General features: G+C 75.1%; 27 protein-coding genes and 1 pseudogene. 13 read left to right on the top strand and 15 right to left on the bottom strand.

Annotation, left to right across the window (positions count from 1 at the left end; translation table 11 throughout):
* Positions 1-73 precede the first annotated feature (73 nt).
* The 5 genes from ACI79W_RS13290 to ACI79W_RS13270 are packed head-to-tail and all read right to left on the bottom strand — an operon-like array spanning position 74 to position 3,119.
* The gene (locus ACI79W_RS13290; RefSeq protein WP_456562558.1) at positions 74-760 is read right to left on the bottom strand and encodes an alpha/beta hydrolase; all 687 of its coding nucleotides are present in this window, start codon (positions 758-760) and stop codon (positions 74-76) included.
* The gene (locus tag ACI79W_RS13285; protein ID WP_456562557.1) at positions 757-966 is read right to left on the bottom strand and encodes a hypothetical protein; all 210 of its coding nucleotides are present in this window, start codon (positions 964-966) and stop codon (positions 757-759) included. The genes ACI79W_RS13290 and ACI79W_RS13285 overlap by 4 nt, the downstream gene beginning before the upstream one ends.
* 40 nt (positions 967-1,006) lie before the next feature.
* On the bottom strand, positions 1,007-2,020 hold the full coding sequence (locus tag ACI79W_RS13280) for an NADP-dependent oxidoreductase (RefSeq protein ID WP_456562556.1): 1,014 nt from the start codon (positions 2,018-2,020) through the stop codon (positions 1,007-1,009).
* 55 nt (positions 2,021-2,075) lie between these two features.
* Complete coding sequence (locus ACI79W_RS13275) at positions 2,076-2,462, bottom strand: ArsR/SmtB family transcription factor (protein WP_456562555.1); 387 nt, start codon at positions 2,460-2,462, stop codon at positions 2,076-2,078.
* Positions 2,463-3,119 carry an SRPBCC family protein gene (locus ACI79W_RS13270; RefSeq protein ID WP_456562554.1) on the bottom strand — a complete coding sequence of 219 codons (657 nt, stop codon included), beginning with the start codon at positions 3,117-3,119 and terminating at the stop codon, positions 2,463-2,465.
* A gap of 125 nt (positions 3,120-3,244) precedes the next feature.
* On the opposite strand from ACI79W_RS13270, the gene msrA reads away from it, so the two are divergent.
* From msrA to ACI79W_RS13245, 5 genes are all read left to right on the top strand, one after another.
* On the top strand, positions 3,245-3,898 hold the full coding sequence (gene msrA / locus ACI79W_RS13265; RefSeq protein WP_456562553.1) for a peptide-methionine (S)-S-oxide reductase MsrA: 654 nt from the start codon (positions 3,245-3,247) through the stop codon (positions 3,896-3,898).
* Between the two features lie 99 nt (positions 3,899-3,997).
* Positions 3,998-4,915: a haloalkane dehalogenase gene (locus ACI79W_RS13260; RefSeq protein ID WP_456562552.1), complete on the top strand. Its 918-nt coding sequence runs from the start codon at positions 3,998-4,000 to the stop codon at positions 4,913-4,915.
* A gap of 7 nt (positions 4,916-4,922) precedes the next feature.
* On the top strand, positions 4,923-6,053 hold the full coding sequence (locus tag ACI79W_RS13255) for a class I SAM-dependent methyltransferase (RefSeq protein WP_456562551.1): 1,131 nt from the start codon (positions 4,923-4,925) through the stop codon (positions 6,051-6,053).
* Between the two features lie 364 nt (positions 6,054-6,417).
* Positions 6,418-7,428 (top strand): anti-sigma factor RsbA family regulatory protein, encoded by a 1,011-nt coding sequence (locus ACI79W_RS13250; protein WP_456562550.1) that lies wholly within the window; start codon positions 6,418-6,420, stop codon positions 7,426-7,428.
* 46 nt (positions 7,429-7,474) lie between these two features.
* Complete coding sequence (locus ACI79W_RS13245) at positions 7,475-7,978, top strand: MarR family winged helix-turn-helix transcriptional regulator (RefSeq protein WP_456562549.1); 504 nt, start codon at positions 7,475-7,477, stop codon at positions 7,976-7,978.
* A gap of 13 nt (positions 7,979-7,991) precedes the next feature.
* Here the strand turns inward: ACI79W_RS13245 and ACI79W_RS13240 are convergent, their stop codons facing one another.
* From ACI79W_RS13240 to ACI79W_RS13230, 3 genes are all read right to left on the bottom strand, one after another.
* Positions 7,992-9,839, bottom strand: coding sequence for a diguanylate cyclase domain-containing protein (locus ACI79W_RS13240; protein ID WP_456562548.1), 1,848 nt, complete (start codon positions 9,837-9,839; stop codon positions 7,992-7,994).
* Between the two features lie 66 nt (positions 9,840-9,905).
* Positions 9,906-10,916 (bottom strand): ATP-dependent DNA ligase, encoded by a 1,011-nt coding sequence (locus ACI79W_RS13235; RefSeq protein WP_456562547.1) that lies wholly within the window; start codon positions 10,914-10,916, stop codon positions 9,906-9,908.
* 110 nt (positions 10,917-11,026) lie between these two features.
* Positions 11,027-11,548, bottom strand: coding sequence for an NUDIX domain-containing protein (locus ACI79W_RS13230; protein ID WP_456562546.1), 522 nt, complete (start codon positions 11,546-11,548; stop codon positions 11,027-11,029).
* 38 nt (positions 11,549-11,586) lie between these two features.
* Between ACI79W_RS13230 and ACI79W_RS13225 the strand changes: the two genes are divergently transcribed.
* Positions 11,587-12,060, top strand: a complete 474-nt coding sequence (locus ACI79W_RS13225) for a DnaJ family domain-containing protein (protein ID WP_456562545.1) — start codon at positions 11,587-11,589, stop codon at positions 12,058-12,060.
* 13 nt (positions 12,061-12,073) lie between these two features.
* On the opposite strand, the gene ACI79W_RS13220 is transcribed toward ACI79W_RS13225, so the two are convergent.
* On the bottom strand, positions 12,074-12,217 hold the full coding sequence (locus ACI79W_RS13220) for a hypothetical protein (protein WP_456562544.1): 144 nt from the start codon (positions 12,215-12,217) through the stop codon (positions 12,074-12,076).
* A 209-nt stretch (positions 12,218-12,426) separates the two neighbouring features.
* Here ACI79W_RS13220 and ACI79W_RS13215 point away from each other — a divergent pair, with 209 nt between their 5' ends.
* Positions 12,427-12,594 carry a hypothetical protein gene (locus tag ACI79W_RS13215; RefSeq protein WP_456562543.1) on the top strand — a complete coding sequence of 56 codons (168 nt, stop codon included), beginning with the start codon at positions 12,427-12,429 and terminating at the stop codon, positions 12,592-12,594.
* Positions 12,595-12,672: 78 nt separating this feature from the next.
* On the opposite strand, the gene ACI79W_RS13210 is transcribed toward ACI79W_RS13215, so the two are convergent.
* The 3 genes from ACI79W_RS13210 to ACI79W_RS13200 form a co-directional block, all read right to left on the bottom strand.
* The gene (locus ACI79W_RS13210) at positions 12,673-14,568 is read right to left on the bottom strand and encodes a hydantoinase B/oxoprolinase family protein (protein ID WP_456562542.1); all 1,896 of its coding nucleotides are present in this window, start codon (positions 14,566-14,568) and stop codon (positions 12,673-12,675) included.
* A complete protein-coding gene (locus ACI79W_RS13205) occupies positions 14,565-16,670 on the bottom strand; it encodes a hydantoinase/oxoprolinase family protein (RefSeq protein WP_456562541.1) in 2,106 nt (701 codons plus the stop codon). Before ACI79W_RS13205 ends, ACI79W_RS13210 begins: the two co-directional genes overlap by 4 nt.
* Positions 16,671-16,753: 83 nt before the next feature.
* A complete protein-coding gene (locus ACI79W_RS13200) occupies positions 16,754-16,900 on the bottom strand; it encodes a hypothetical protein (RefSeq protein ID WP_456562540.1) in 147 nt (48 codons plus the stop codon).
* Between the two features lie 82 nt (positions 16,901-16,982).
* On the opposite strand from ACI79W_RS13200, the gene ACI79W_RS13195 reads away from it, so the two are divergent.
* Together ACI79W_RS13195 and ACI79W_RS13190 are read left to right on the top strand one after the other, a co-directional pair.
* The gene (locus ACI79W_RS13195) at positions 16,983-17,156 is read left to right on the top strand and encodes a hypothetical protein (RefSeq protein ID WP_456562539.1); all 174 of its coding nucleotides are present in this window, start codon (positions 16,983-16,985) and stop codon (positions 17,154-17,156) included.
* 12 nt (positions 17,157-17,168) lie between these two features.
* A pseudogene (locus ACI79W_RS13190) lies at positions 17,169-17,735 on the top strand (peroxiredoxin family protein); the annotation flags it as partial.
* Between the two features lie 493 nt (positions 17,736-18,228).
* Here ACI79W_RS13190 and ACI79W_RS13185 read toward each other — a convergent pair.
* Entirely contained in the window at positions 18,229-18,645 is a 417-nt protein-coding gene (locus ACI79W_RS13185) for a MarR family winged helix-turn-helix transcriptional regulator (RefSeq protein ID WP_456562538.1), read from the bottom strand.
* An 82-nt stretch (positions 18,646-18,727) separates the two neighbouring features.
* Here ACI79W_RS13185 and ACI79W_RS13180 point away from each other — a divergent pair, with 82 nt between their 5' ends.
* Together ACI79W_RS13180 and ACI79W_RS13175 are read left to right on the top strand one after the other, a co-directional pair.
* On the top strand, positions 18,728-20,578 hold the full coding sequence (locus tag ACI79W_RS13180) for an ABC transporter ATP-binding protein (RefSeq protein ID WP_456562537.1): 1,851 nt from the start codon (positions 18,728-18,730) through the stop codon (positions 20,576-20,578).
* Between the two features lie 84 nt (positions 20,579-20,662).
* Positions 20,663-21,745 carry an alkene reductase gene (locus ACI79W_RS13175; protein WP_456562536.1) on the top strand — a complete coding sequence of 361 codons (1,083 nt, stop codon included), beginning with the start codon at positions 20,663-20,665 and terminating at the stop codon, positions 21,743-21,745.
* Between the two features lie 38 nt (positions 21,746-21,783).
* On the opposite strand, the gene ACI79W_RS13170 is transcribed toward ACI79W_RS13175, so the two are convergent.
* On the bottom strand, positions 21,784-22,992 hold the full coding sequence (locus ACI79W_RS13170; RefSeq protein WP_456562535.1) for a globin domain-containing protein: 1,209 nt from the start codon (positions 22,990-22,992) through the stop codon (positions 21,784-21,786).
* Between the two features lie 162 nt (positions 22,993-23,154).
* Between ACI79W_RS13170 and ACI79W_RS13165 the strand changes: the two genes are divergently transcribed.
* On the top strand, positions 23,155-24,063 hold the full coding sequence (locus ACI79W_RS13165) for a sensor domain-containing diguanylate cyclase (protein WP_456562534.1): 909 nt from the start codon (positions 23,155-23,157) through the stop codon (positions 24,061-24,063).
* Between the two features lie 91 nt (positions 24,064-24,154).
* A complete protein-coding gene (locus ACI79W_RS13160) occupies positions 24,155-24,778 on the top strand; it encodes a dihydrofolate reductase family protein (RefSeq protein ID WP_456562533.1) in 624 nt (207 codons plus the stop codon).
* Between the two features lie 210 nt (positions 24,779-24,988).
* Here ACI79W_RS13160 and ACI79W_RS13155 read toward each other — a convergent pair whose 3' ends face one another.
* On the bottom strand, positions 24,989-25,630 hold the full coding sequence (locus tag ACI79W_RS13155; protein WP_456562532.1) for an NAD(P)-dependent oxidoreductase: 642 nt from the start codon (positions 25,628-25,630) through the stop codon (positions 24,989-24,991).
* Between the last annotated feature and the right edge of the window lie 74 nt (positions 25,631-25,704).

Genomic DNA, 25,704 nt, shown 5'->3' with positions numbered 1-25,704 from the left:
GGCCGACGGTAGGGGGGCCACGCCCCGGCGACGAGAGCCGCTGCTGCCGATCACCGCAGCGGATCTGCCGTCCTCACAGCGGGACGGCGAGGCCCCCGGGCGCGGGACGGGCCAGCGCCTCGGCGAGGTCGGGCCGCAGCGGCGCCAGCCCCGCCCCGGCGAGGACGACGTCGCGGGCGAAGGCGTGCCAGCGGTGCGCCGAGCGCAGCATGCTGTGGCCGCCGGGGATCGTGAACCGGGCGACCCGGGCCCCCGCGCGCTGGGCCCGGACCGCGAAGTCGGCCGAGAGCTGCGCGGGCACCCACCGGTCGCCCCGGCCGTGCAGGATCGCGACGGTGCGGTCGCGGAGATGGCCCACGGGCTCGCCGGGCGGCGTCCAGGGCGCCAGCGCGCAGATCGCCGCGACGCCGTCGTGCCCGCCCGCGCGGAGGACGGCCCGCCCGCCCATCGAGTGGCCGACCAGGACGACGGGCAGCTCGCCGTGCTCGCCCCGGATGCGGTCCAACGCCCAGCGCACGTCGGCGTAGGCGTCGGCCGCGGCCCCGTTCCAGCCGGCGACCCGGTACCGCAGCAGGCAGGTGGTGAGCCCCTGCCCGGCCGCGGCCCCGGAGACGAACTGCTCGATGGCGCGCATGCGCACCAGCGAGAGCGCCCGTTCCTTGGGCGGCTCCACGCTGGCCACCGTCCCACCGTGGCAGAACAGGACGACCGCCCGCGGCGGAGCGGTCGCCGCTCGGGTCTCCAGGACCGGCCCGGTCACGCCCGGCGGGACCGGCGACCGCCGCGCAGGCTCGCCCGGGCCCGGTCGCCGAGGTCCCCTGCCTTCAACAGGGCGTTGCTGACCGTCGAGGGCCCGCGCCGCCGCTCGAGCGCGCGGCCGAGCCGGCGCAGGACACCGGTGGCCAGTGGTACGACGACGGTCAGGATCAGCCACATGCGGAGCCGGCGGGTGAGGAAGAGCCACATGCACCGGACTCTGCCCCGTCCCGCCCGGCGGGAACCGGCGTCAGTCGGCGAGCTTCACCACCATCTTCCCGGTGTTGCCGCCGCGGAGGAGGTCGAGGAACGCGTCGACGGCGTTCTCCAGGCCCTCGCGCACGGTCTCCCGGACGACGAGCTCTCCGGAGGTGACCATGCGGGTGACCTTCGTCGTGAACTCGTCCCGCAGGTCGGCGTGATCACCGACGATGAAGCCGCGCAGGCTGAGCTTCTTGGTCACCATCATGAACATGTTGCGCGGCCCCGGCGCGGGCTCGGTGGCGTTGTAGCCGGAGATGGCGCCGCACAGCGCGCCCCGGCCGAACTCCTTGAAGGCGCCGATGGCGGCCTCGAGGTGCTCGCCGCCGACGTTGTCGAAGAAGACGTCGATGCCCTCGGGTGCGGCGCCGGTGAGCAGGTCGGCGACCGGGCCGTCGTGGTAGTCGAACGCCCGGGTGAAGCCGACCTCCTCGGTCAGCCAGCGCACCTTCTCCGGCGTCCCGGCGCTGCCGACGACCGCGGCGGCCCCGTTCAGCTTCGCGAACTGGCCGACCAGGCTGCCGACCGCGCCCGCGGCTCCGGAGACGAACACGGTGTCGCCCTCCCGGAACTCCGCCAGCCGGAACAGCCCGGCCCAGGCGGTGAGCCCGGGCATGCCGAGCACGCCGAGGTGGTAGCTGGGCGGGATGCCCGGCAGCTCGGGCAGCACCCGCACGTGCGCGGCGTCCAGGACGGCGACGTCCCGCCAGGCGGCGTCGGCGAGGACGAGGGCGCCCTCGGGGACGGCGGGGGAGCGGGACGCCACCACCCGGCCGACCGCACCGCCCTTCATGGTCTCGCCGATCTCCCAGCGGGCCGCGTAGGACTTCCCCGGGTTCATCCGGCCGCGCATGTAGGGGTCGACCGACATCACCAGCATGCGGACGACGACCTGCCCCTCGGCCGGGTCCGGGCGTTCGAGATCCACGAGCCGGAAGTCGTCGGGGGTCGGCTCGCCGTGCGGGCGGGCCGCCAGCTGCCATTCGCGGGTCGTGATCGGCATGCGGCCATCCTGCCGGGCGCAGGGACGCCGGCGCCCCTCGGCCCGGCCGGCCTGCTCAGGCGGAGCGGCCGTCGCGCTCCGCGGCCCCCGGGTGCCCCGACGCCGAGCGCCGGGCCCGCTGCCCCCGGGCCACCTCGGTCGCCAGCGCGTCCAGGGACTGGGCGAAGGCGGCCAGCGGGTCGGCCAGGGCCACGAGCCAGGCCTGGGCGGCCGCGATCCCGGACGGGTCCAGGGCGTACAGCCGGCGGGTGCCCTCGGCCCGCACGGTGACCAGCCCGGCCTCCCGCAGCACCCGCAGGTGCTGGGAGACCGCGGGCTGCGAGATCGAGGCCGAGCCCTGCAACGCCTGCACCAGTGCCCCCGCCGGCTGCTCGCCCGACGAGAGCAGCTCCAGGATCTGCCGGCGGGTGCGATCCCCCAGCGCCTCGAAGGTCCCGTTCACTCAGCTCCCGGCGGCATCCTCGGACGGCGGGGTCGTGTAGAACGCCACCGTACGGTCGGCCGCCTCGCGCGCGGCGGTGGGGTCGTCGCCGTCGGCGGCCGCGGCGTCGCCCCACCCGGCGGCCGCCCGGCGGACGAACTCTGCCCCGTCGGACGTGAGCGTGAACGTTGCCGCGATCTCCGGGTCGACCGGTGCGCCGCTGTCCAGGTGCAGCCCCAGACCCATGAGCGCCAGGTCCCAGCCCACACCCACCGCGCCCGGCCCGAACTGCGCCCAGAACCCGGGGTCGACGGGCGCCTCGTGGACCAGTTCGAGGGCCGTCCCGCCGTCCGACGGCGCCAGGTGCACCTGCAGCCAGGAGACCATGCCGCCGAACTCCCACGTGACGGCGAAGGACTCCGGCTCGTCGCACCGCTCGACCACGCCACCGGCGTTGCCCTCGAGCTGGTAGCGGCCGCCGATGCGCAGGTCGCCGGTCACCGGCAGGAACCAGCGGGGCAGCCGCTCGGCGTCGGTGAGCGCTCCCCAGACCTGCGCCCGGTCGGCGCGGTAGGTGCGGCGGGCGACGGCGATGCGCGTCGGTGCGCCGTCCCGGGAGCCGGTGCGCACCTCGCGCGTGACCAGGCCGGCCGTGGAGACCGGATCGATCGGGGCCATGCCTTCCTCCCCATTCATAAGTTGCAGCTTATGGAGTCGACGCTACCGCCCGCCGGGGTGCGCGGCAAGACCGCTGCCGCTGACGAGCGCGGATCGGTGTGGCACGACCGACCTAGAGTGGCGACATGCTGTTCTCCCGGTACAAGGCGCAGCCCGTCTCGGCCGAGGACGCCCTCCCGGGCCGTCCCGACCCGCTGCCGCACGTGCCCGAGGTCCACGCGGTGAACGGCAACCGCATCCGGCCGCCGTTCCCCGAGGGCCTGCGGACCGCCGTCTTCGGGGCCGGCTGCTTCTGGGGCGTGGAGAAGGTGTTCTGGCAGCTGCCCGGCGTCCACTCGACCGCGGCCGGCTACGCCGGTGGGTTCACGCCGAACCCCACCTACGAGGAGGTGTGCTCGGCCCGCACCGGGCACACCGAGGTGGTGCTCGTCGTCTTCGACCCGGCGCAGACCTCCTACGGGCAGCTGCTCAAGGCGTTCTGGGAGGACCACGACCCCACCCAGGGCATGCGGCAGGGCAACGACGTCGGCACCCAGTACCGCTCGGCGATCTACCACGCCTCGCCCGAGCAGGAGGCCGCGGCGCGCGCGACCCGCGACGCCTACCAGCAGCGGCTGACGGCGGCCGGCTATGGCGAGATCACCACCGAGATCGCGCCGCTGGGCGAGTTCTTCTACGCGGAGGACCACCACCAGCAGTACCTCTACAAGGTGCCGAACGGCTACTGCCCGGTGCACTCGACCGGCGTCTCCTGCCCGATCGGCCTGCCCGGCGTCTGAGCCCGGCCCGCCTCCCCCAGGCTTAGGAAGCTATGCATACGGTTCAGCTCCCGCACACGCACGCATAGCTTCCTATGCCCACGACATGGAGGCCGGACCGTGGAGACTCTCCGCACCCCTGACGAACGCTTCACCGATCTGCCCGGCTTCCCGTACGAACCGCGCTACGTCGAGGTCGACGACGGCGAGGGCGGGCGGCTGCGGGTGGCCTACGTCGACGAGGGCCCGGCCGACGGCGAGACGGTGCTGCTCCTCCACGGCGAGCCGTCCTGGTCGTTCCTCTACCGCCGGATGATCCCGGTGCTGGTCGACGCCGGTCTGCGCGTCGTCGCGCCCGACCTCGTCGGGTTCGGCCGCTCCGACAAGCCGGTCGAGCGCTCCGCCTACACCTATGCCCGGCACGTCGGGTGGATGCGCCAGGCGCTGCTCGACGAGCTCGACCTTCGGGACATCACCTTCGTCGGGCAGGACTGGGGCGGGCTCATCGGGCTGCGGCTGGTCGCCGAGAACCCCGGCCGGTTCGCCCGGGTCGTCGTCGCCAACACCGGCCTGCCCACCGGTGATCAGCGGATGAGCGAGGCGTTCCTGGCCTGGCAGCGGTTCTCGCAGGAGAGCCCCGAGTTCCACATCGGCCGCATCGTCGGCAACGGCACCGCAGGCGGGCTCGCCCCCGAGGTGGTGGCCGCCTACGACGCGCCGTTCCCCGACGACCGGTACACCGCGGGTGCCCGGCAGTTCCCCGCGCTGGTGCCGACGTCGCCCGACGACCCGGCCGCCGCGGCGAACCGGGCGGCCTGGGAGGTGCTGGCGCGCTGGGAGAAGCCCTTCCTCACGGCCTTCTCCGACTCCGACCCGATCACCGGCGGGGGCGACCGGGTGTTCCAGAAGCTCGTACCGGGCGCGCGGGGGATGGCGCACACCACCCTGGCCGGCGGCGGGCACTTCCTGCAGGAGGACGTCGGCCCCGGGCTCGCCCGCGTCGTCACCGAGCTCGTCGCCGCGACACCGCGCGGCTGACCCCGGCGTGGCGCTGACCCCCGACGAGGTCCTCGGCGCGCTCCGGCGCGCCCCGGACGTCGAGGCCCCCGACCTGGTCGCCGTCGACGCGACCGACCGGCTGCTGCTCGACCTCGCGGCCGGGCTGGTCCCCGGCTGCGGGCCAGGTGAGGTCGCCGTCGTCGACGACTCCTACGGTGCGCTCGCGCTGGGGCTCGCCGCCCGGCACGGGCTCATCGGCGTGCGGGTGGCGCAGGACCTGCTGGTGGGGGAGCGGGCGCTGGCCGCGAACGCGGAGCGCGTGGGACTCGGCGGCGCCTCCCGGTCGCTGCCGCTCGGCCCCGGCCTGGCGGCCGGCGCGCGGCTGGTGCTGGTGAAGGCGCCCAAGGGGCTGGACGCGCTGCGCGAGATCGCCGAGGTGGTGGCCGCGTCGGCGTCCCCGGAGGTCACCGTCCTGGTGGGCGGCCGGGTCAAGCACATGACGCACGCGATGAACGACGTCCTCGCCGACTCGTTCACCGAGGTGCGGGCGACGCTGGCGCGGCAGAAGTCCCGGGTGCTCGTGGCTCGCGGGCCGCGGCCGCGCTCCTCGTCGTTCCCCCGGCGGCAGGACCACCCCGATCTCGGCTTGACGGTGTGCGCCCACGGGGCGGCGTTCGCCGGCACGCGGATCGACATCGGCACCCGGGCGCTGCTGCGGGCGCTCCCGGGGATGGCACCGGACGCGCGGACCGCCGTGGACCTCGGCTGCGGCACCGGCGTGCTGGCCGCGCTGCTCGCCCGCGGGCGCCCGGAGCTGCGCGTCCTCGCCGTGGACCAGTCCGCCGCCGCCGTCGCGTCGGCCGCGGCGACGGCGGCCGCCAACGGCGTCGCCGACCGCATCGAGGTGCGGCGGGACGACGCCGCCGCGACCGTGCCCGACCGCTCGGTGGACCTCGTGGTCTGCAACCCGCCCTTCCACGTGGGCGCGGCGGTGGTGACGACGGCCGCCGACCGGCTCTTCGTGGCGGCGGCGCGGCTGCTGCGTCCCGGCGGCGAGCTCTGGACGGTCTACAACTCGGCGCTCCGCTACCGCCCGGCACTCAACCGGGTGGTCGGGCCCACGCGGGTGGCCGACCGGGACCCGAAGTTCACGGTGACGGTGTCCCGGAGACGCTGAGGCGGTGCCGGTGGGGCTGGTGGGACGGCCGGGAATCCGGAACCAGGGAGGTCCACCGTCCGGGTGATTCCGCTGTAGCCGCTCCACGGTGGTGACGAAGAGGTGGGCAGAGCCCCGGCGACGCCGGCGAGCTCGCCGTTCGGTCGCGGGGTCCCGGTGCAAGACGCGGCACCGGATGCGACCTGGGGGGCCGGTGGCGGTGGGGCCCGACCCCACCGCCACCGGTTGCATCGGGTGCCCGGTGGTCGCCCCGAGGGGTGACGTGGCGGTTCTCGCCGCGCCCTCCTGCGGGACGTGACCGACGATGTCGCAGAATGCTCAACCAGTCGGCCGGGAACTGCGGTCCGAAGGTGCGGGAGACCGGATGACGCAGGTGCCCGGCGAGGGTGCGGTGGTCGGAGCGCCCGCCCCTGCCCGCGCCCACGGCGCGGTCCCTGGCCGCGGCGTGCCGCACGTCGCCGCGCCGGTCGGCTCGGACGAGGAGCTGGTGGGTGCCGCCCTGCCCTACCTCGAGGAAGGGCTGCGGGCCGGCGACCTGGTCGTCCTCTCCTGCCCACCCGAGACGGCGGCGCTGATCACCGCCGCGCTCGGCGAGCGGGCCGGGTCCGTGGAGGAGGACACCCGCCTGTGCCTGCTCGGCACCACGGTCCCGGACGCCGTCGCCGCCGGCACGGAGCTGGTGCGCCGGGCGCGGAGCACCGGGTCGGGCCGGTTGCGCTTCACCGGCCAGGTGCAGTTCGGGCCCGCGCCCCGCGACTGGCGTGAGGGGCTGCGCTTCGAGGCCGCCGTGAACCTGCTGCTGGCCGCCCGGCCGGTGCAAGGCCTGTGCCTGTTCGACCGCCGCGTGCTCCCCCCGGAGGTGCTCGCCGGCGCGGCCGCCACGCACCCGTGGGTGCTCACCGGTGGCCGGGTCGTCCCGAGCGGGGCGTTCGAGGAGCCCGCCGACTACGCGCGCAGGCTCGCGGTGCCCCGCGAACCGCTCGAGGACCAGGTCCCGGTGCTGGCGGTGGAGGACGCTCCGTCGCTCGCGGAGCTGCGCCGCCTGCTGCGGGGGGTCGTCCACGCCCACGTGGCCGACCCCGACCAGGCCGCCGACCTGCACTTCGCCGCCAGCGAGATCGCCAGCAACGCCTTCCGGCACGGGGCCCGTCCGGTCTCGGCCCGCGTGTGGGCCGACGGCGAGCGGATGGTGTGCGCCATCACCGACCAGGGCCGCGGCACGGACATCCCGTTTCCCGGGTACCGCCCGGCGCACGGGGTCGACCTCGCCCAGGGCGGTATGGGCCTGTGGCTGACCCGCAAGCTGTGGGACCACGTCGACCTCCTCCACGGACCGGCCGGCTTCACCGTCCGGCTCAGCTCGCGCCTGCGCTGATGCGCGCCGGGCTCTCCGGGCCGCCGGGGCCGTTACGGTGAGCGACGTGGAGGACGCCGTCGACCTGATCCTCGAGCAGTGGGCCCGGGAGCGTCCGGACCTCGACTGCTCCCCCATGGGGATCGTCGGGCGCATCACCCAGCTCCAGCGCGAGGTCCACCTCGCCCAGCGGGCCACCTTCGCGCGGCACGGGCTCGACGCGCCCTCCTTCGACGTCCTGGCGGCCCTGCGGCGGGCGGGGGCGCCCTACCAGCTCACGCCGACCGCGCTCATGCGCACGGCGCTGGTCACCTCCGGCGCCATCACGCAGCGGCTCGACCGGCTGGAGGAGCGGGGCCTGATCACGCGTGAGCGCAGCGAGGCCGACGGGCGGGCCGTCGTCGTCACGCTCACCGACGCGGGCCGCGCGGCCCTGGACGCGGCGCTGCCCGACCACCTGGAGACCGAGCGGCGGCTGCTGGAGGCGCTGCCGTCGGGGGAGCGGGAGCAACTGGCGGCGCTGCTGCGCCGGCTGCTCGTGGGCCTGGGCCGGGTGCCGCAGCAGCCCTGAGACACCCCCGCCGTCAGGGCAGCGCGTCCTCCGCCGCCCCCAGCAGGGAGCACGAGTCCTTCCCGGTCCGCTTCGCGGCGTACATGGCGGTGTCGGCCTGGTGCAGCAGCTCCTCGGCGGTGCAGCCGGCCGCTCCGAGTGCGCCACCGATGCTGGCGGTCACCGCGATGGTGCGGATGCCCACCCGGACCGGTGCGCGCAGCGCGGTCAGCAGCCGGTCGGCGACCTCGCGCAGCCGCACGGCGTCGGCGTCGGCCAGCAGGAGGGCGAACTCGTCCCCGCCCAGCCGCGCGACCACGTCCTCACCGCGCACGTCCGCAGAGAGCCGCCCGGCGACGGCCAGCAGCAGTTCGTCCCCGGCCGCGTGCCCCAGGGTGTCGTTGACGTCCTTGAAGTCGTCGACGTCGACGAAGAGCACCGCCGGGCAGGTGCCCGGTCCGGCGGCGGCGGTGGCTGCGGTCAGCCGTTCGTTGAAGGCGGTGCGGTTGAGCAGCCCGGTCAGGGGGTCGGTGGTGGCCTGCCGGCGCAGCTCCTCCTCGAAGAGCTTCCGGTCGGTGACCTCCCGCAGGTTGACCACCCAGCCGTCCAGGCCCGCCTCGGTCACCCGGCCGCTGATCCGCACCTCGACCCAGCGGCTGCTGCCGTCGCTGTGCTGCACCCGCACGTCGGCGTCGACGAACCCCGGCAGGGCGGTACCCGCCGCGCCCGCGGCGGCGACCGCCGCGTGCAGCCGCGGTTGGTCCCGGGGGTCGGCCAGCCCGATCGCCGGACGGCCGACGTAGGCGCTGCCGGGCAGGCCGAGCATGTGCTCCGCCGCCGGGCTCATGTAGGTGATCGTGCCGGTGACGTCGACCATCGCGATCACGTCGGAGGCGTTGGCCAGGAGCAGCTGCAGCCGGGACTCGCTCGCCGCCAGCGCGGCCCGGGCCCGTTCGCGCTCGCGGGTCAGGCCCGCCAGCCGCCACAGCGCCATCCCGGTGAGCAGGCTGCTGCCGAGGCCCAGCAGGTAGCCGACGCCGCCGTGGCCGATGCTCCAGAGCAGCAGCAGGGCCGGGCTGATCAGCAGGGCGGCGCCCAGGCCTAGGACCCGGCCCCACGCGGCCTCCTGCTCCGTCTCCGGGTGGGCGCCCAGGACCCGGACCGAGGGGTGCCGCGCGGCGAGCACGAGCGCGGCGATCGCCAGCAGCGGCAACGGGTCGAGCCAGGCGTTCTCACGCAGCGGTCCGGCCACCAGGCGGCCGGCGTAGCCGGTGACGGTGAGGACGGCCGCGGCGAGGAGCGCCAGGGAGCTCACCGAACGACGACCGCGGGCCATCGCCAGGGGCACGCAGACGATGAGGAGCACCACGGTGATCAGCGGGGTGCCGATGCCGGTCTCGAGCAGGCCGGCGGACACGTCGCGCCGGCCCCCGACGATGGCGAGGACCGCGAGCACGGCGGCGAGCAGGAGGGTCGCGGTGTCACCGGTGGCCGCCCAGTCCCGCCGCCGGGAGCCGCGGACGACCCCGATCGCCCCCGCCACCACCGCCAGGTAGGCGGCCAGGTCGAAGGCGGACTCCGCGCCGCCGAGCGGCCCCCGGAGCAGACCCGCGAGCACCGCCGTCTCCACCGCGCTGCTCGCGGCGAAGCAGGCCAGCCCGATGCGCAGCGCGCGCCAGGCCGTGGTCAGCGGCGACCGGTGGGCGCGCAGCGCGCTGCCGCAGGCCACCACCCCGAGCAGGAACAGGGGCACCTCGGCTGCCGGCCGCCACGGGCCCATCGGGACGACGGTGGACACCAGGACCGCCACGCCCGCCGTGAGCGCGGCGTGCCCCCACGCGGCGCGCGCGGCGGCCGGGGCGCGAGGCGCGGAGGTGGTCACACCGATCCCATCGGCCGCCGACCGCGGTTCGGTGACCGCCTTCACCCGCAGGAGGGAAGCGGCGGCTCAGACCGTGGCGACGTCCTCGGGGCGGAGGTCGGGGCGTACCCGGACGAAGCGCAGCGGGTGGCGGAACACGCCGGCCTGAAGGGCGGCGTCGGCACTCACCTCGACGACGGCGGTCGGTTCCACGCGGGTGAGGGGGACGGCGAGGCGGCCACCGCCGAACCGGCCGGTGCCGATGCGCTCGGGCCAGGGGTGGTCCGGGCCCGCGGGGCGCAGCACGGCGGCCAGCTCGGCCGACTGGGCGGGGGAGAGCGGGCTGCTGCGGCCGACGACGACCAGCTCCCCGTCGCGGTACCGGCCGGCCACCAGCTGGCTCGGCCGCTCGAGGGGACCGATGACGCCACCGGCGAGCACCTCGGTCGTCTCCCAGCTCTTGACCTTCAGCCACTCCCGGCGCCCGGGGGCGTAGCGGCTCGCCGCCCCCTTCACGACCAGCCCCTCGACGCCGGCCGGGCGGAAGTCCTCGAACCACTGCCGGGCCTCGGCGGGGTCGGCGGTCACCGGGGAGAGCTGCATCGGCGGCGCCCAGCGGGCGGCCAGCTCCTCGAGGGTGGCGCGGCGCCGGGTGAACGTCCGGCCGCGCAGGTCTTCGCCGCCGGCGGCCAGCAGGTCGAAGGCCACGTAGGAGGCGGGTGCGGTGGAGACCTGCGCCGCGATGCGCCCGGCCGAGGCGACCATGCGCTGCTGCAGCAGGCCGAAGTCCAGCCGGTCGTCGTGCCAGATGACGACCTCGCCGTCGACCACGGTTCCTGGGGGGACCTGCGCGAGCGCGGCGGCGGCGACGTCCGGGAAGCGGTCGGTGAGGTCGCGCCCCTGCTTGGACCACAGCCGGGTGGCGCTCCGGTCGCGGACGACGACCAGCCGGTAGCCGTCCCACTTCGGCTCGTACCGGCACCCGCCGCTCAGCGTCGCGGGCCCGGGGATCGAGCGGACCGGCTTCGCGAGCTCCACGGCGACCGGCCCGGAGAGCTCGGGCGGCAGCGCGGGCAGACCCGGGGCGGACAGGGGCACCGGGACAGCCTGCTGGGCGGCCGGGCGCCGCGCACGCCGGTGGGGGGCGGACACACCCGTTCGGGGGCCGGTCACCACCCTCCGTCGTCACGCGGGCGCGCGGCGGGGCGTCAGCCGAGCAGCAGCAGGGCGTAGGCCGCCAGCGAGGGCCCGTCGGTGAAGCGGCCGTCGCGGATCATCGCCCGGAGCTCGTGCTCGAGGACGAACGCGGACACCATGTCGGCCTCGGTCGCCTCGCGGGCGGGAGGACCGGGCTCGAGCTCGGTGGCCAGCCAGACGTCGAACTCCTGGGTGGAGAGACCGGGTGCCAGGTCGAGGTGGCCGAGGTGGCTGAGCGTGCCGGCGCGCAGGCCGGTCTCCTCGGCGAGCTCGGCCCGGGCGAGCTCCTCGGCCGAACCCTCCGCGCCCTGGGGCCAGGTGCCCTGCGGGAACTCCCACGCGCGGCGGCCGAGCGGGTGCCGGTGCTGCTGCACCAGCCAGAAGCCGTCCCGCTCGGCGGGCAGCACCAGGGCGAAGTGGGGCTTCTCCACCACGCCGTAGATGCCGCTGGTCCCGTCGGCGAGCTCCACGCTGTCCTCCCGCACCCGGATCCACGGGTTGCGGTACACCTCCCGGCTGCTCGTCGTCCGCACGGTGGCGAGCGTGCCAGACGCGTGGACCATGGACGGCGATGACGCAGCGCAAGCCGCCCCGGGTCTCCTTCGAGACCTGGGTGGACACCCAGATCGCCCGCGCCCGCGAGCGCGGTGACTTCGAGGGCCTCGACGGGGCCGGGAAGCCGATCCCCGGCCTGGAACGCGACACCACCGCCTACGACTGGGTGGTGGCCAAGGCCAAGCGCGAGGGCATCGAGGCGGCGGAGATGCTGCCGCCCGGCCTCGCGCTGCGCCGGGAGCGCGACGTGCTGCCCGAGCGCGCGGCCCGGCTGGGCACCGAGCAGGCCGTCCGCGCGCTGGCCGAGGACTACAACGCCCGCGTCGAGGCCTTCTGGCGCACCCCCCAACCCAGCCGGTGGTCACCCGTTCCGGGGCTGGCCGACGTCGAGGCGCTGGTCGAGGGATGGCGCCGCGACCGCCCCGCTCCCGAGCCGGTCGCACCGCCCGCAGCCCCTGCGCGGCGCCGCTGGTGGCGCCGGAGCGGGTGACCGGGCACCGGCGTCACCCGGTGCTGACCACGTCGCCGTCCAGGTCGACGCCGAGGTCCTCCTCGGCCGCCGTGGTGGCGGACGAGCCCTGCACGGTGCCCGCCACCTCGACGTCCGTCTCCACCTGCAGCCCGTCGGCGCCCCCGGATGCCAGCACCGCAGGGGCGGCACGCCGCTGTCCGCCGCGCCCGCGACGACGAAGGCCTGGGGGTCGATGACCGCCTCGACACCGGCGGACACCACGACCTCCTCGCCGAGGTGCAGCTCGAGTTCCCCGCGGGCCGCCGGGCCGTCCGCTCCTGGCGGAACCCGCGTCGGCCGCGGCGGGCGGGGGTAGGGGCCGGGTCCGCCGAGGAGGAGGCCGACATGACCGAGGTACCAGGGACCGACCGCGACGAGGCCCGGGAGAACGTGCTCGAGGAGACGCCGTTCACCCCGGAGGGCGTCGAGCAGGACATGTCCACCGAGGGGGACGACGGCCAGGCAGGTGACCAGGCCAAGCCGGAGACCGGGACCACCGACCCGGTGACCTGAGCCGTGTGCAGTAGGTCTCTGCCCCGCCGGGCGGGGCAGAGACCTACTTCCTCCGGGACGTCCCGCAGGGGTCGCCGGCTACCCCTGCAGGACGTCGAACTCGTTGAACGCGGCGCCGCCCGAGAGGGTGGCGTAGCCGGGCCCGCGGTCGAAGAACGGCTCGTCGCCGGTGCGGGAGGCCCGCAGCGAGGCGCGCAGCTCGTCGGTCGCGGCCTCGTCCGCCGTCCCGTCGTCGAGCACCACGACGCCGTAGTCCTCGCGGGCGCCGGCGACCGACACCTTCCGCCAGGCGATGTCGCGCAGCACCTCGTCCACCGGCCGGTCCAGCGGGTCGCCCCAGCCGCCGCCGCCCGTCGTCCGGATGCGCACGACCGTGCCGGCCTTCAGCGGCTCCGCGTCGGCGAGCGCGTCCACCTCGTGCTCGTCGGGGCCGCCCGGGTCGACGGTGATCTGGAACGGCCGCCCGGCCTTGCCGCCCTTCACGCCCCAGCAGGCGAGGATCGATCGGTCGGCGATGGACATGAAGTGCGCGTCGCGCAGCACCCGGATGTGCTTCTCGTAGCCGCAGCCGCCGCGGTACCGCCCGGGGCCACCGGAGTCCACGGCCAGACCGAGCCGCTCGACCCGCAGCGGGAACCGGCCCTCGGTGAACTCGGTCGGCAGGTTCCGCGAGTCGGGGACGACGTGGATGGTGTCCTCGCCGTCGGCGTAGTACCGCCCGCCGGAGCCGCCGCCGAGCACCTCGCGCATCAGGTAGGGCTGCCCGTCGAAGTCCGTGCCGTAGACGCCGGTGTAGCGGATCGTCTCCTGGTCGGCGGGCATCCGGCCGCCGGTGGCCTTGGCCAGCACGCCGGCCAGGACGCCGAGCAGCCGCAGGATCACGAACGTCCGGGCGTTGGTCGGTGCCGGGAAGATCGGGGTGAGCAGCGTGCCCTTCTCGGGGAAGCGCATCTCGATCAGCGGGACGACGCCCTCGTTGACGTCGAGCTGGGCCATCCGCTCCGGCGACTCGGCCAGGTTGCGCAGGATGGGCGCCAGCCACTTCTTGAGGAAGTTCCCGTCGGCGTAGTCGCCGCAGTGGTTGATCGGGCCCTTGGCCTGCGGGCCGGTGCCCGTGAAGTCGATGACCAGCGGGGTCTCCCTGGTGGAGTCCATGGTCAGCGTGATCCGCTGGCGGTGGAGCTTGGGCTCCTCGACGCCGTCGTGCTCGGCGTAGTCCTCCCAGACGTACGTGCCGTCGGGGATCTGGGAGAGGATCTCCCGCCGGTACACCTCGGTGGAGTTCGCCAGGATCGCGTCGAAGCACGCCTCGACGGCGGCCACGCCGTAGCGGTCGAACAGCTCGCCCAGTCGCCGGGCGCCGGCCAGGCAGGCCGAGCACTCCGCATCCAGGTCCGCCGCCAGCGAGTCGGGCATCCGCGAGTTGCGGGTCATGATCTTCAGCGCGCTCTCGTTGGGCACGCCGCGGTCCCACAGCTTGATCGGGGGGACCATCAGGCCCTCCTCGTACACGCTGGTCGCCGCGCTCGGCATGGAGCCGGGGACCGCGCCGCCGATGTCGTCGTGGTGCCCGAACGCCTGGATGAACGCGACCACCTTCTCGGCGCCGTCCACGTGGGCGAAGACCGGCACGGTGACGCACAGGTCGGGCAGGTGGCCGATGCCGCCCTCGGAGGCGTAGACGTCGTTGTGGAAGAAGACGTCCCCGACGTTCATCTGCTCGATCGGGTAGTCGCGCACCACCGGGTGCACCAGCGCCGAGTACGACCGGCCGGTGAGCTTGCGCAGGTTCCGGTCGTGGATGCCGGCCCGGAAGTCGTGCGCGTCGCGGATCATGGGCGAGCGCGAGGTGCGCCCGATGGAGGTCTCCACCTCCTTCTCGATCGCGGCCAGCGTGCCCGCGACGATCTCGACGAGGACGGGGTCGGCGTCGACCTTCGTGGCCTTCAGGGGACCGGTGGGGAACGTCGTCACTGGCCCGACTCCTTCGTGAGCAGCAGGTCGCCCGCCTCGGCGCGCGTGAGGATCAGGTTCCCGTGGGCGTCGACGGTGGCGGCGAAGCCGGGGTGCACGGGGACGGTGGAGCCGAACTCCTCGATGATCGCCGGGCCGCTGACCACGTCGCCGGGAGCGAGGTCGGGCCGGTTGTAGGTCGGCGTGTCCACCCAGTCGTCGAAGAAGACGCGGCGGGAGCCCGACATCGCCCCGCCGACCGTGCCCTCCCGGCGCGACGGCAGCTCCACCAGGTCCGGGCGGCGGATCGGGCCGATCCCGCTGACCCGCAGGTTGACCCACTCGACGGCCTGGCGCGGGTCGTCGGCGAAGTCGTAGCCGTACAGCTGGCGGTGGGCGGCGTGGAAGGTCTGCGCGACCTCCTCGACGGCAGCCCTGTCGAGCTCGCCGTCGGCGACCGGGACCCGCACCTCGAACGCCTGGCCCACGTACCGCAGGTCCGCCGTCCGCTGCATGCGCTGCTGGTCGCGGGCGAAGCCCTCGCCGTCCAGCGCGCTCGCCGCCTGCCCCTCCAGGTCGGCGAAGACCGCGCGCACCCGGTCCAGGTCGAGGTCGGCGTGCTTGCTGACGACGGTCTGCACGTAGTCGTTGCGGACGTCGACGGTGAGCAGGCCGAACGCGCTGACGTTGCCGGGGTTCGGCGGCACCAGCGTGCGCGGCAGGCCGAGGATGTCCATGAGGCGGCAGGCCAGCAGCGACCCGGAGCCGCCGAAGGTGGTGAGCGTGAAGTCGCGGACGTCGAGGCCCTTGGCGACGGTCACCTGGCGCAGGGCGTTGGCCTGGTTCCACGCGGAGATCTCCAGGATCCCGGTGGCGGTGCGCTCGAGGGAGAGGTCGAGCTTGCCGCCGAGCTGCTCCAGCCCGGCGCGCGCGGCGTCGACGCTCAGCGGGATCTCGCCGCCGAGCAGGTGCGGGGGGATCCGGCCGAGCACGACGTGCGCGTCGGTGACGGTCGGCTGGTCACCGCCCTGCGGGTAGCACATGGGGCCGGGGTCGGCGCCGGCCGACTTCGGGCCGACCTTGAGCGTGCCCTCGGGGGAGAGCCACGCGATCGAGCCGCCGCCGGCGCCCACGGTGACGACGTCGATCATCGGGATCTTGGACGGGTAGTCGCCGACCGAGCCCTCGGTGGTGAGCGTCGGCTCGCCGTCGATGACCACCGTGACGTCGGTGGAGGTGCCGCCGCCGTCGCAGGTGAGCACCCGGTCGAAGCCCGCGGTGCCGGCGATCAGCGCCGCGCCCAGGGCGCCGGCGGCCGGGCCCGAGAGCATCGTGGTGATCGGCTGGTGCACGACCTCGGCGGCCGAGAGGACGCCGCCGTTGCTCTTCATCACGTAGAACGGCACGCCCGGCGCGATCTCGTCGAGGCGGGTGCGGATGTTGGTGACGTAGGCGCCGACCTTGGGCTTGACGGCGGCGTCCACCAGCGTGGTCACCGAGCGCTCGTACTCCCGGTACTCGCGGAGGACCTCGGAGCTGATGCTCACGACCGCGCCGGGGTGCTCCTCGCGGATCACCGCGAGCATCCGCCGCTCGTGGGCGTCGTTCGCGTAGGCGTGCAGGAAGCAGACGCCGATGGTGGTGATGCCGGCGTCGCGGAAGAACCGGGCGGCGGCGCGGGCGTCGTCCTCGTCGAAGGGCCGCACCTCCGCGCCGGTGTGGTCCAGCCGGCCGCGGACGGTGCGCACCAGGTCGGCCGGCACGATCCGCGGCGGCTTGACCCAGAAGTAGCTGTTGCCGTAGCCGTCGGGCACCGACTGGCGGGCGATCTCCAGGACCGACTCGTAGCCCTCGGTGGTGATGAAGCCGAGGCGGTCCAGCTTGCCCTCGAGCAGCTGGTTGGTGGCCACCGTCGTCCCGTGGCTGACGGCGGTCACCGCCTCGCCCGGGAGACCCATCAGGTCCAGGACCTTGCGGACGCCGGTGAGGAAGCCCTCAGCCGGGTCGGCGGGGGTGGACGGAGTCTTGGTGGTGGTCGTCCGCCCGGTTTCCTCGTCCACGGCGACGACGTCGGTGAACGTCCCGCCGGTGTCGATGCCGATGCGGACCCGGCGTTCGCTCATGGGCGGAAATCTTAGCGGTGAGACATCTCCACCGGAAGCGTCCTCCCGTATCCGATGCGGGTCGGGCTTCCGGGCAGCCGGGATCAGGCGCCCCGGTTCAGCTCCGCGATGATCCGGTCCAGGGTCCAGCGGCGGGGGCGGCTGCCGCGCGCCCGCCGGGTGGCGCGGTCGGCGGGGCCGGGGCGCGTGGTGGCGCCGGCGGTGGTCTGCTGGGCAGCGGGTGTGGTCACGTCGGGTTCCTGCTTCTCGTCGTCGTCGGTGGTGCCCTACCGATTCAACGACCGGGCTGCCGGCAACGTGAGCCCTTCTCCTGTGACTCCTGGCACGACCGCCCCCACGGTTGATGAGTTCGGCGACCCGCGCGCCCCGGGTGCGCCGCGCCGAGCGTCTGCCTACCGTGGCCTGGTGGACACCGCCGACCTGCTCGCGCTGCGGTCCGACGACCGCGCGGCCCTGCTCCTGATCGGCCTGCGGGGCGACTGGTAGCCCTACTGCTGCGCCCAGGCGGTCCGCCTGGCCCCGTCGCTCCCCCGTCTCGCCGCCGCCGGTACCGAGGTGGTGCTCGCCTCCGTCGACCCACCCGAGGCCCAGCTCGCCTTCGACCGCACCTGGCACGTCCCCTACCGCTGGGTGAGCGATCCCGACGGGTCCCGGCTGGCCAGGCCTCTGGGCGCGTGGGACGAGGACGCCTCGATCTTCCGCCCGGTCGTCGTCGCGGTCGCCCCCGACGGCCGCGAGGTGTTCCACGAGCTCTCGCGCGACTTCACCGACCGGACGGACGACGAGCCCCTCCTCACCGCCCTGGAGGGGCTCGGCCTGCCCGCGATCCCCGAGCCCGGGCCGTGGGCGCCCGAGGGCGTCGAGCCACGGCCGTCGAAGCGGGCCTTCACGCCCGGCTCGTTCATCCCCTACTTCCGCGCCATCAAGTTCAACACGATGGCGCTGGCCGACCGGATGCGCGACGACCGGGACCGCGAGGAGGTGCTCACCGAGAACCGGATGGCCGCCTCGTTCCTGGCAGCGTTCGACGGCTGGCGGGCCGAGCACCCGCCCGGGCGGCAGTAGTCAGCCCGGCGCCGGGCACGTCGGAGAACAACCGGCGCACCACGCCCACCGCCCCCGGCCATCAGCAGCACGGGGGGCCGGTTCAGCAGCCGGTCGACCCATCGGCTGCGCCGGACCCTGACCAGGGCGAACTGCGTGGCGAAGAGGGTGACGATCGCGACGACGCCGGTGAGCAGCGTCGGGTCGAGGAGCAGCGCCGTCCGGCCGATCACGGCCCCGAGCGCGATGGCGCAGCCGAGGTCGAAGCTCGACATGGTGGCGAGGGCTGCGCTGGCCGACGAGCCGGACGCAGAGGACCAGCACCAGGTACATGGACACCGTGGTCAGGACGACGTAGCCGGCCGTCTGCCAGTCGATCCCCAGCTGCTCCCTCATCGGGCCTCCCCGGACGGCGGTGCAGGTCGGCCCCATTCTCGGGCGCGCGCCCCCGCGGCTGTGCGCTCGCCGGGCCCACCGGGCGGCGGGAGGTCCCGGCGGCCGCACGGCGGCGCGGTCAGTCGGCGAGCGTGCGCAGGATCCGGGTGAGCGCGGTGCGGTCCTCGGGGCCCAGGCGGGCGAAGAGCTCGGCGGAGTCGGCGGCCCGCGCGCGGCCGATCTCGCCCCGCACCCGGCGGCCCTCGTCCGTCGGCCGCAGCAGGACCGCCCGGCGGTCGGCGGGGTCCGGCGTCCGCTCGACGAGCCCGCGCTCCTGCAGCCCGTCGGCCACCTCCGTCGCCGAACGGGGCGCGATGTGCAGCGCCTCCGCCAGGTCGGTGAGCCGGACGCCCTCTCGCTCGCAGACCACCCGCAGGGCCCGGGCCTGGTGGGGGGAGAGGTCCCAAGGCGCGAGCGCTTCCCGCCATCGGCGGCGCTGCGTGCGGGCCACCCGCATGAGCAGGTCGCCCAGCTCGCCGGTCCGGTCCTCGGTCACGGGGGAATGGTAACGACAGTGCTCCCGTTACCGGGCAGTGAGGTAACCTCAGCAATCTGGAGGTGGCGAGATCAGCGAGACGATGACCGGCGGCGGAGGCCGCGGTGGTGGTGGCGGCGGCGGTGGTGGGAATTCCGCCCGCCGGCCCGACCCGGCCGACCTGGCCCAGCTGGAGCGCTCCCCGGTGCGCTGGAGCCGGGTCGCCGCGCTGTTCGGGCCCTACCGCCGGCAGCTCGCCGTCGTGGTGGCCCTGATCGTGGCGTCCTCGGTGGTCGCGCTGGCCACCCCTTTCCTGATCCGCCTGGTCATCGACGAGGCGATCCCCGAGCAGGACGTGCCGCTGCTGCTCTGGGCGGTGGGCGGCATGCTGGCCGTCACCGTGGTCACGGCCGTCTTCGGCGTCGTCCAGACCTGGCTGTCCACCACCGTCGGCCAGCGGGTCATGCACGGCCTCCGGACGGGCGTCTTCACGCACCTGCAGCGCCAGTCCCTGGGCTTCTTCACCCGCACCAAGGGCGGCGAGGTGCAGTCGCGGCTGATGAACGACATCGGCGGGATGCAGTCGGTGGTGACCTCGACCGCCACGTCCTTCGCGGCGAACGCGACCACGGTCGTCGGCACGGTGGTCGCGATGGTGGTGCTGAGCTGGCGGCTGTCGCTGCTCTCGCTCGTCGTGCTGCCGCCGGCGATCTGGCTGACCCGGCGCGTCGCCCGGATGCGCCGCACGATCACCGCCCAGCGACAGCGGCACCTGGCCGACCTGCACTCCCAGGTCGAGGAGGGGCTCAGCGTCAGCGGCGTGCTGCTCGGCAAGACCCTCGGCGCCGGGCCCGAGCAGTCGCGGCGCTTCGCCGGCACGTCGGAGCTCCTGGTCGACCTCGAGGTGCGCTCGCAGCTCGCCGGCCGCTGGCGGATGGCCACCATGAGCGTCGTCTTCGCCGGCATCCCGGCGCTGATCTACCTGGCCGCCGGCCTGCCGGCGACGTCGGGCGGGATGACCATCGGCACGCTGGTCGCCTTCACCACCCTGCAGGGCGCGCTCTTCCGCCCGCTCATGCAGCTGCTGGACATCGGCGTCTCGCTCACCGCCTCCATGGCGCTGTTCAGCCGGGTGTTCGAGTACCTCGACCTGCCCGTCGAGATCGACGACCCCGCCTCCCCCGTGCCGCTCGACCGGGCGGTGGCGCGCGGTGAGGTGCGCTTCGAGCGCGTCGGCTTCCGCTACCCCGACGGCGTCCGCGCCGCGCTCGACGACGTCGACGTCAGCGTGCCCGCCGGCTCCAGCCTGGCGCTGGTGGGCGAGACCGGCTCGGGGAAGAGCACGCTCGCCTCGTTGGTGGCCCGGCTGAACGACCCGACCACCGGGCGGGTGCTGATCGACGGCGTCGACGTCCGCGACCTGCGGCTCGCCGATCTCGCGCGGGTCGTCGGCGTGGTGTCCCAGGAGACCTACCTCCTGCACGGCACGGTCCGGGAGAACCTGCTCCACGCCCGACCCGGTTCCACCGACGCCGAGCTGGTCGACGCCGCCCGCCGCGCCCAGGTCCACCACGTCATCGCCGCGCTGCCCGACGGCTACGACACGGTGGTCGGGGCGCGCGGTCACCGCTTCTCGGGCGGGGAGAAGCAGCGGCTGGCGATCGCCCGCACGCTGCTGCGCGACCCGCGGGTGCTCGTGCTCGACGAGGCGACCAGCGCCCTGGACAACGAGACCGAGCGGGCGGTGCAGGCCGCGCTGGACGAGGCCGCCCGCGGGCGCACCACGATCACCATCGCGCATCGGCTCTCCACCGTGCGCGACGCCGACCGCATCGTGGTGCTCGACGCCGGCCGGGTCGTCGAGCAGGGCACCCACGAGGAACTCCTGGCGCTCGGCGGCCGGTACGCCCGGCTGGCCGGCCTGGCCCAGCAGGACGCCGCCCTCGCCGGCTGACCCGCGACCCGCCACCGGCGGCCGGCCGCGTGACGCTCGCCGCACGCCGGAATCCCCCGCGCGCGCCCGGCGGTTGCGCCGGTCATGGACCTGTTCTCCCCCGTGCGGCTGGGCGACCTCGAGCTCGCCAACCGCGTCGTCATGGCCCCGCTCACCCGCATGCGATCCGGGCGCGCCGGCGTCCCCCGCGACGTCGTCGTCGAGCACTACGAGCAGCGCGCGGGCGTGGGCCTGATCATCACCGAGGGGACCTTCCCGAACGAGGAGTCCCGCGCCTTCGCCGGGCAGCCGGGCATCGTGACCGACGAGCAGGCCGCCGGCTGGCGCCGGGTCGCCGACGCGGTGCACGCCCGCGGCGGCCGCATCGTCATGCAGGTCATGCACGGCGGGCGGGTCTCCCACCCCGAGCTGACCGGCACGCGCGTCGTCGGGCCGAGCGCCATCGCGATCGACGGTGAGGTGCACGTCGGCGGTGGGGTCAAGTTGCCCTTCCCGGTGCCGCACGCGCTCACCACCGAGGAGGTGCGGGCCACGGTCGCCGACTTCGTCGCCGCCTCCCGTCGCGCGGTCGACGCCGGTCTGGACGGCGTCGAGCTGCACGGTGCCAACGGGTACCTGCTGCACGAGTTCCTGTCGCCGGCGTCCAACCGGCGCGAGGACGCCTACGGCGGCAGTCCGGCGAACCGGGCCCGGTTGCTGCTCGAGGTCGCCACCGCCGTCGCCGACCAGATCGGCGCCGGGCGCGTCGGGGTGCGGATCTCGCCGGAGCACAACATCCAGGGGGCCCTGGAGACCGACCGCGCCGATGTGCTGGCCACCTACGGCGCGCTGGTGGACGGGCTCCGGCCGCTGGGCCTGGCCTACCTCAGCGTGCTGCACGTGGAGCCCGGCGGGGACCTGGTGCAGGAGCTCCGCCGTCGGTTCGGCGGACCCCTGATCGCCAACAGCGGCTTCGGCACGGTCACCACCCGCGCGGAGGCCGTCCGGTTGACCGAGGACGCGCACGCCGAGGCCGTCGCCGTGGGCCGTCCGGTGCTGGCCAACCCCGACCTGGTCGAGCGGTGGGCCGGGGAGCACCCGGAGAACGAGCCCGACCCGCGGACCTTCTACACGTCGGGCCCGGAGGGGTACACCGACTACCCCACGCTGGCGACCGCGGGGCGCTGAGCGCCGGGGCCGGGCGGTGCCTGCCGCCCGGCCCCCGCTCAGTCCAGATCGGCCTGCCACAGGTCGGGGCCGAACACCTCGTACTGGATGTCCTTCGGCGGGATGCCGCGGTCGATGAGCCGGCTGCGCAGCGCCTGCATGTACGGCAGCGGGCCGCAGAGGTAGTACAGGGCGCCCGGCGGCACCTCCACCTCGTCGAGGCCCACCTCCCCGGCGTGCACCCCGTCGACCGGCAGCGAGCAGTCGCCGCCGCGCTCGAACCAGACGTCGATCCGCCCGTTGGGCAGCTTGCGGACGTCGTCGAGCACCTGCTGGCGCAGCGCCCAGGAGGGCTCGTCGAGCGCCGCGTGCCAGAGCCGGATGTCCAGGTGCGAACCGGCGTTGACCAGGTGCGACAGCATCCCGGCCATCGGGGTGATGCCGATGCCGGCGCTGGCGAAGACCACGGGACGGCCGGAGTCGTCGAGGACGACGTCGCCGAACGGCAGGGACATCTCGACGCGGTCGCCCACCTGGACCCGGTCGTGCAGCAGGTTGGACACCTCGCCGTCGGGCTTGCCGCCACCGTGCACCCGCTTGACCGCGAACTGGCGGTGCTCGCCGTCGTCGGCGGCGGTGAGGCTGTACTGCCGGGGCTGGCGGACGCCGTCGGGCATCACCGGGCGCACGGTCACGTACTGGCCGGGCAGCGAGGTCTTCACCAGCCGGTCGTCGACCCGTTTGACCTTGAAGGTGACGACGTCGTCGGTCTCGCGGACCTTGTCGGTCACCTCCCACTCCCGCCAGACCGTCTCGGGCCGGACGCCGCGGGCGCTGTAGAGGCCGCGCTCCTGGTTGATGAGCGCGTTGGCCATCAGCCAGTAGACCTCGTCCCAGGCGGCGGCGACCTCCGGTGTGACGGCGTCGCCGAGCACGTCGGCGATCGCCCAGAACAGGTTGTCGTGGACGACCTGGTACTGCGCGGGCGTGATGCCCAGCGAGGCGTGCTTGTGGGCGATGCGGCTCATCAGGTGCTCGGGCAGCCGGTCGGGGTGGTCGACCAGTGCGCTGGCGAACACCGCCACGGAGCCGGCGAGCGCCACCTGCTGGGTGCCCTCGGCCTGGTTGCCGCGGTTGAACGTGCCGTCGAGCAGCTCGGGGTGCTCCCCGAACAGGTGCGCGTAGAAGCGCCGCGCGATCTCCTGGATGTTCTCCGCGACGACCGGCAGCGTGGCCTGGACGACGGGTGCGGACCTCTCGGACAGCATGTGGAACTCCTTCCCCCTCGGTTCCCCGTACTCCGGCCACGTTAGGCAACGCGGGGTGCCGGGGCAGTCCGGAACGGGTCGCCGCGGGGCGCCTCCGGCCGTAGGGTCACCGCCCCGGGCGCGGAACCGGTCCGTCCGACGAGCAGCGGGGGTGAGCGCGGGATGCCTGCGCAGGACGGGGCGGTGCCGCGCGGCGACCCGGCCGCCGGGCTGCCGGACGCCCACCTGGCGTGCGCTTTCGTGCAGGCGGTCGACGCGCTCCTGTGCATCGTCGACGCCGAGGGCAGGATCGTGCTCGCCAACCCCGCCCTGCAGCGCTTCACCGGCCTCGGCCGGGACGCGCTGCTCGGCCGGCGGTTCGTCGACGTCTGGGTGATCCCGAGCGACGTCCCCTACGCGGAGAACGCCGTGCGGCTGGCGATCGCGAGCGGGACGGCCCACCCGCTGGAGGCCGACTGGGTCGACGGCCGGGGTGCGCTGCGGCGGATCGCCCTGCGCAACACCGTCCTGCGGGACGACGACGGCCGGCCCTGGGCGGTCGCCTGCGTGGGCCTGGACGTCACCGAGGAGCGGGCCCGGGAGGCGTGGCTGCACGAGCAGACCCGCACCGACCCGTTGACCCGGATCTCCAACCGGGGGGCGCTGTTCGACGTGCTCGGGCTGCGGCTGGAGATGACCGGCTGCGGGCTCCTGTTCTGCGATCTCGACCACTTCAAGGAGGTCAACGACCAGTACGGGCACGGGGTGGGCGACCGCCTGCTCGCCGGGGTGGCCACCCGCCTCGTCGAGGTCGCCGGCGCCGAGAACCTGGTGACGCGCTTCGGCGGCGACGAGTTCGTGATCGTCTGCCCCACCGGGAGCGAGGCGGACCTGGCCGAGCTGTCGCGTCGCGTCGTCGCCCGGCTGGGCGCACCGTTCCCCGGACCGGACGGGCCGCTGTCCATCGGGGTGAGCATCGGGACGGCCATCGGGCACCCCGGGGAGCCGGCGGACGACGTCATCGCGCGCGCCGACCGCGCGATGTACGGCGCGAAGAGCACGCAGCGCCGGCGCGCGCGACGCCTGCCCTGACCCGCGGTGCCGGCCCGGGACCCGCGGCGATGAGTTCGGGGGCCGCCGGCCGTCTACCCGGCGACCGACCCCGCCAGGCAAGGAGCACCGCATGCGCCCGCTCGTCGTCACCACGTTCCTGACCCTCGACGGGGTCATGCAGGCCCCCGGTGGCCCCGAGGAGGACACCACGGGCGGCTTCCGCCGGGGCGGCTGGCTCGTGCCCCACTTCGACGACGCCATGGGCGCCCGGGTGGAGCGGTGGTTCGCCTCCGCCGAGGACTTCCTCCTGGGGCGCGGCACCTACGAGATCTTCGCCGCGCACTGGCCGAAGGCGCCGACGGAGGGCGACCCGGTCGGTACGGCGCTCAACACGTTGACCAAGCACGTGGCGTCGCGGACGCTCACCGGACCGCTGGAGTGGGACGCCGCGCGGCTGCTCGACGGCGACGTGCCGTCGGCGGTGCGCGAGCTGAAGGCGCAGGACGGCGGGGAGCTGCAGGTGCACGGCTCGGCCGGTCTGGTGCACACGCTGCTGCGCGAGGACCTGGTCGACGAGCTGCGGCTGATCACCTTCCCGGTCGTGGTGGGCGCGGGCAAGCGGCTGTTCGCCGACGGTTCGGCCCCCCGGTCGTGGCGGCTCACCTCCTCGGAGGTGACCTCGACCGGGGCGGTCATGGCGGCCTACCAGCGGGTCGGCGAGCTGGAGACCGGGGACCTGACGCCCCCGGGGTGAGCCGGCGGGGGGGGGGGCGGGGGGCCCGCCGCGCCCCCGGGGCGGCGCCGCCCCCCCCCCCCCCCCGCCCCCCCCCCCCCCCCCCCCCCCCCCCCCCCCCCCCCCCCCCCCCCCCCCCCCCCCCCTCCCCGGGTCAGGGCCAGCCGCGCCGCTGCCAGGTCCGGGGTGTCCACCGGTAGCCCAGGAGGGCTGGACGCACCGCCCCCGGGGTCAGTAGGCGACCGTGAAGTGGGCCCGCCGGTGGGCCGGCTGCTCGATCTCGTCGACCAGGGCGCGGGCGAAGTCGGCTCCGCTGATGAAGGAGCCGCCTTCGTCGTCGGTCAGCAGGACCTCCCCGCCGACCCGGTAGGTGCCCCGCGGCTCCCCGGGGGCGTAGGCCCCGAAGCCGGCGGGCGGGCTGACGTAGAACCAGTCGAGGACCTCCGTCGCCCGCAGCTCGGCCAGCGCGCCGGCCATCTCGACGCTCTCCGGGCGGTACTCGGCCGGGAAGTCGGGGGTGTCGAACACCAGCGGGCCGCCCTCGCGCACGCGGAGGGACCCCGTGCCCCCGACCACGCCCAGCCGGACCCCGGCCCGCTCCGCCTCGGCGGCCAGCGCCGCGATGCCCCCGCGCACCGCGCCGGCCATGTCGCCCCGCGGCGCGACGGCGACCACCACGACGTCGGCCGCCTCGAGCGCCGCCTTCCGGGCGGCCGGGTCCAGCAGCGAGCCCTGCTCGTAGCCCACGCCCTCGGCCCGCTGCTCGGGGAGCGACCGGCTCCACGACGTCACCTGGTGGCCCCGCCGGGCCGCCTCTGCCACCAGGTGGCCCCCCGCGTACCCCGTACCGCCGAACACGCCGATCCGTGCCATGTCGTCTCCTCCGCCGTCCCGACCGGTTGCCGTCGCGTGGGGAACCCGGCTGGGTGGTTGAGCATTCCACCACC

It is taken from the genome of Blastococcus sp. SYSU DS0533, assembly GCF_054050775.1.
The sequence above is the reverse complement of the archived record's forward strand: the minus strand, read 5'-3'. Positions and strand labels throughout refer to the sequence as shown.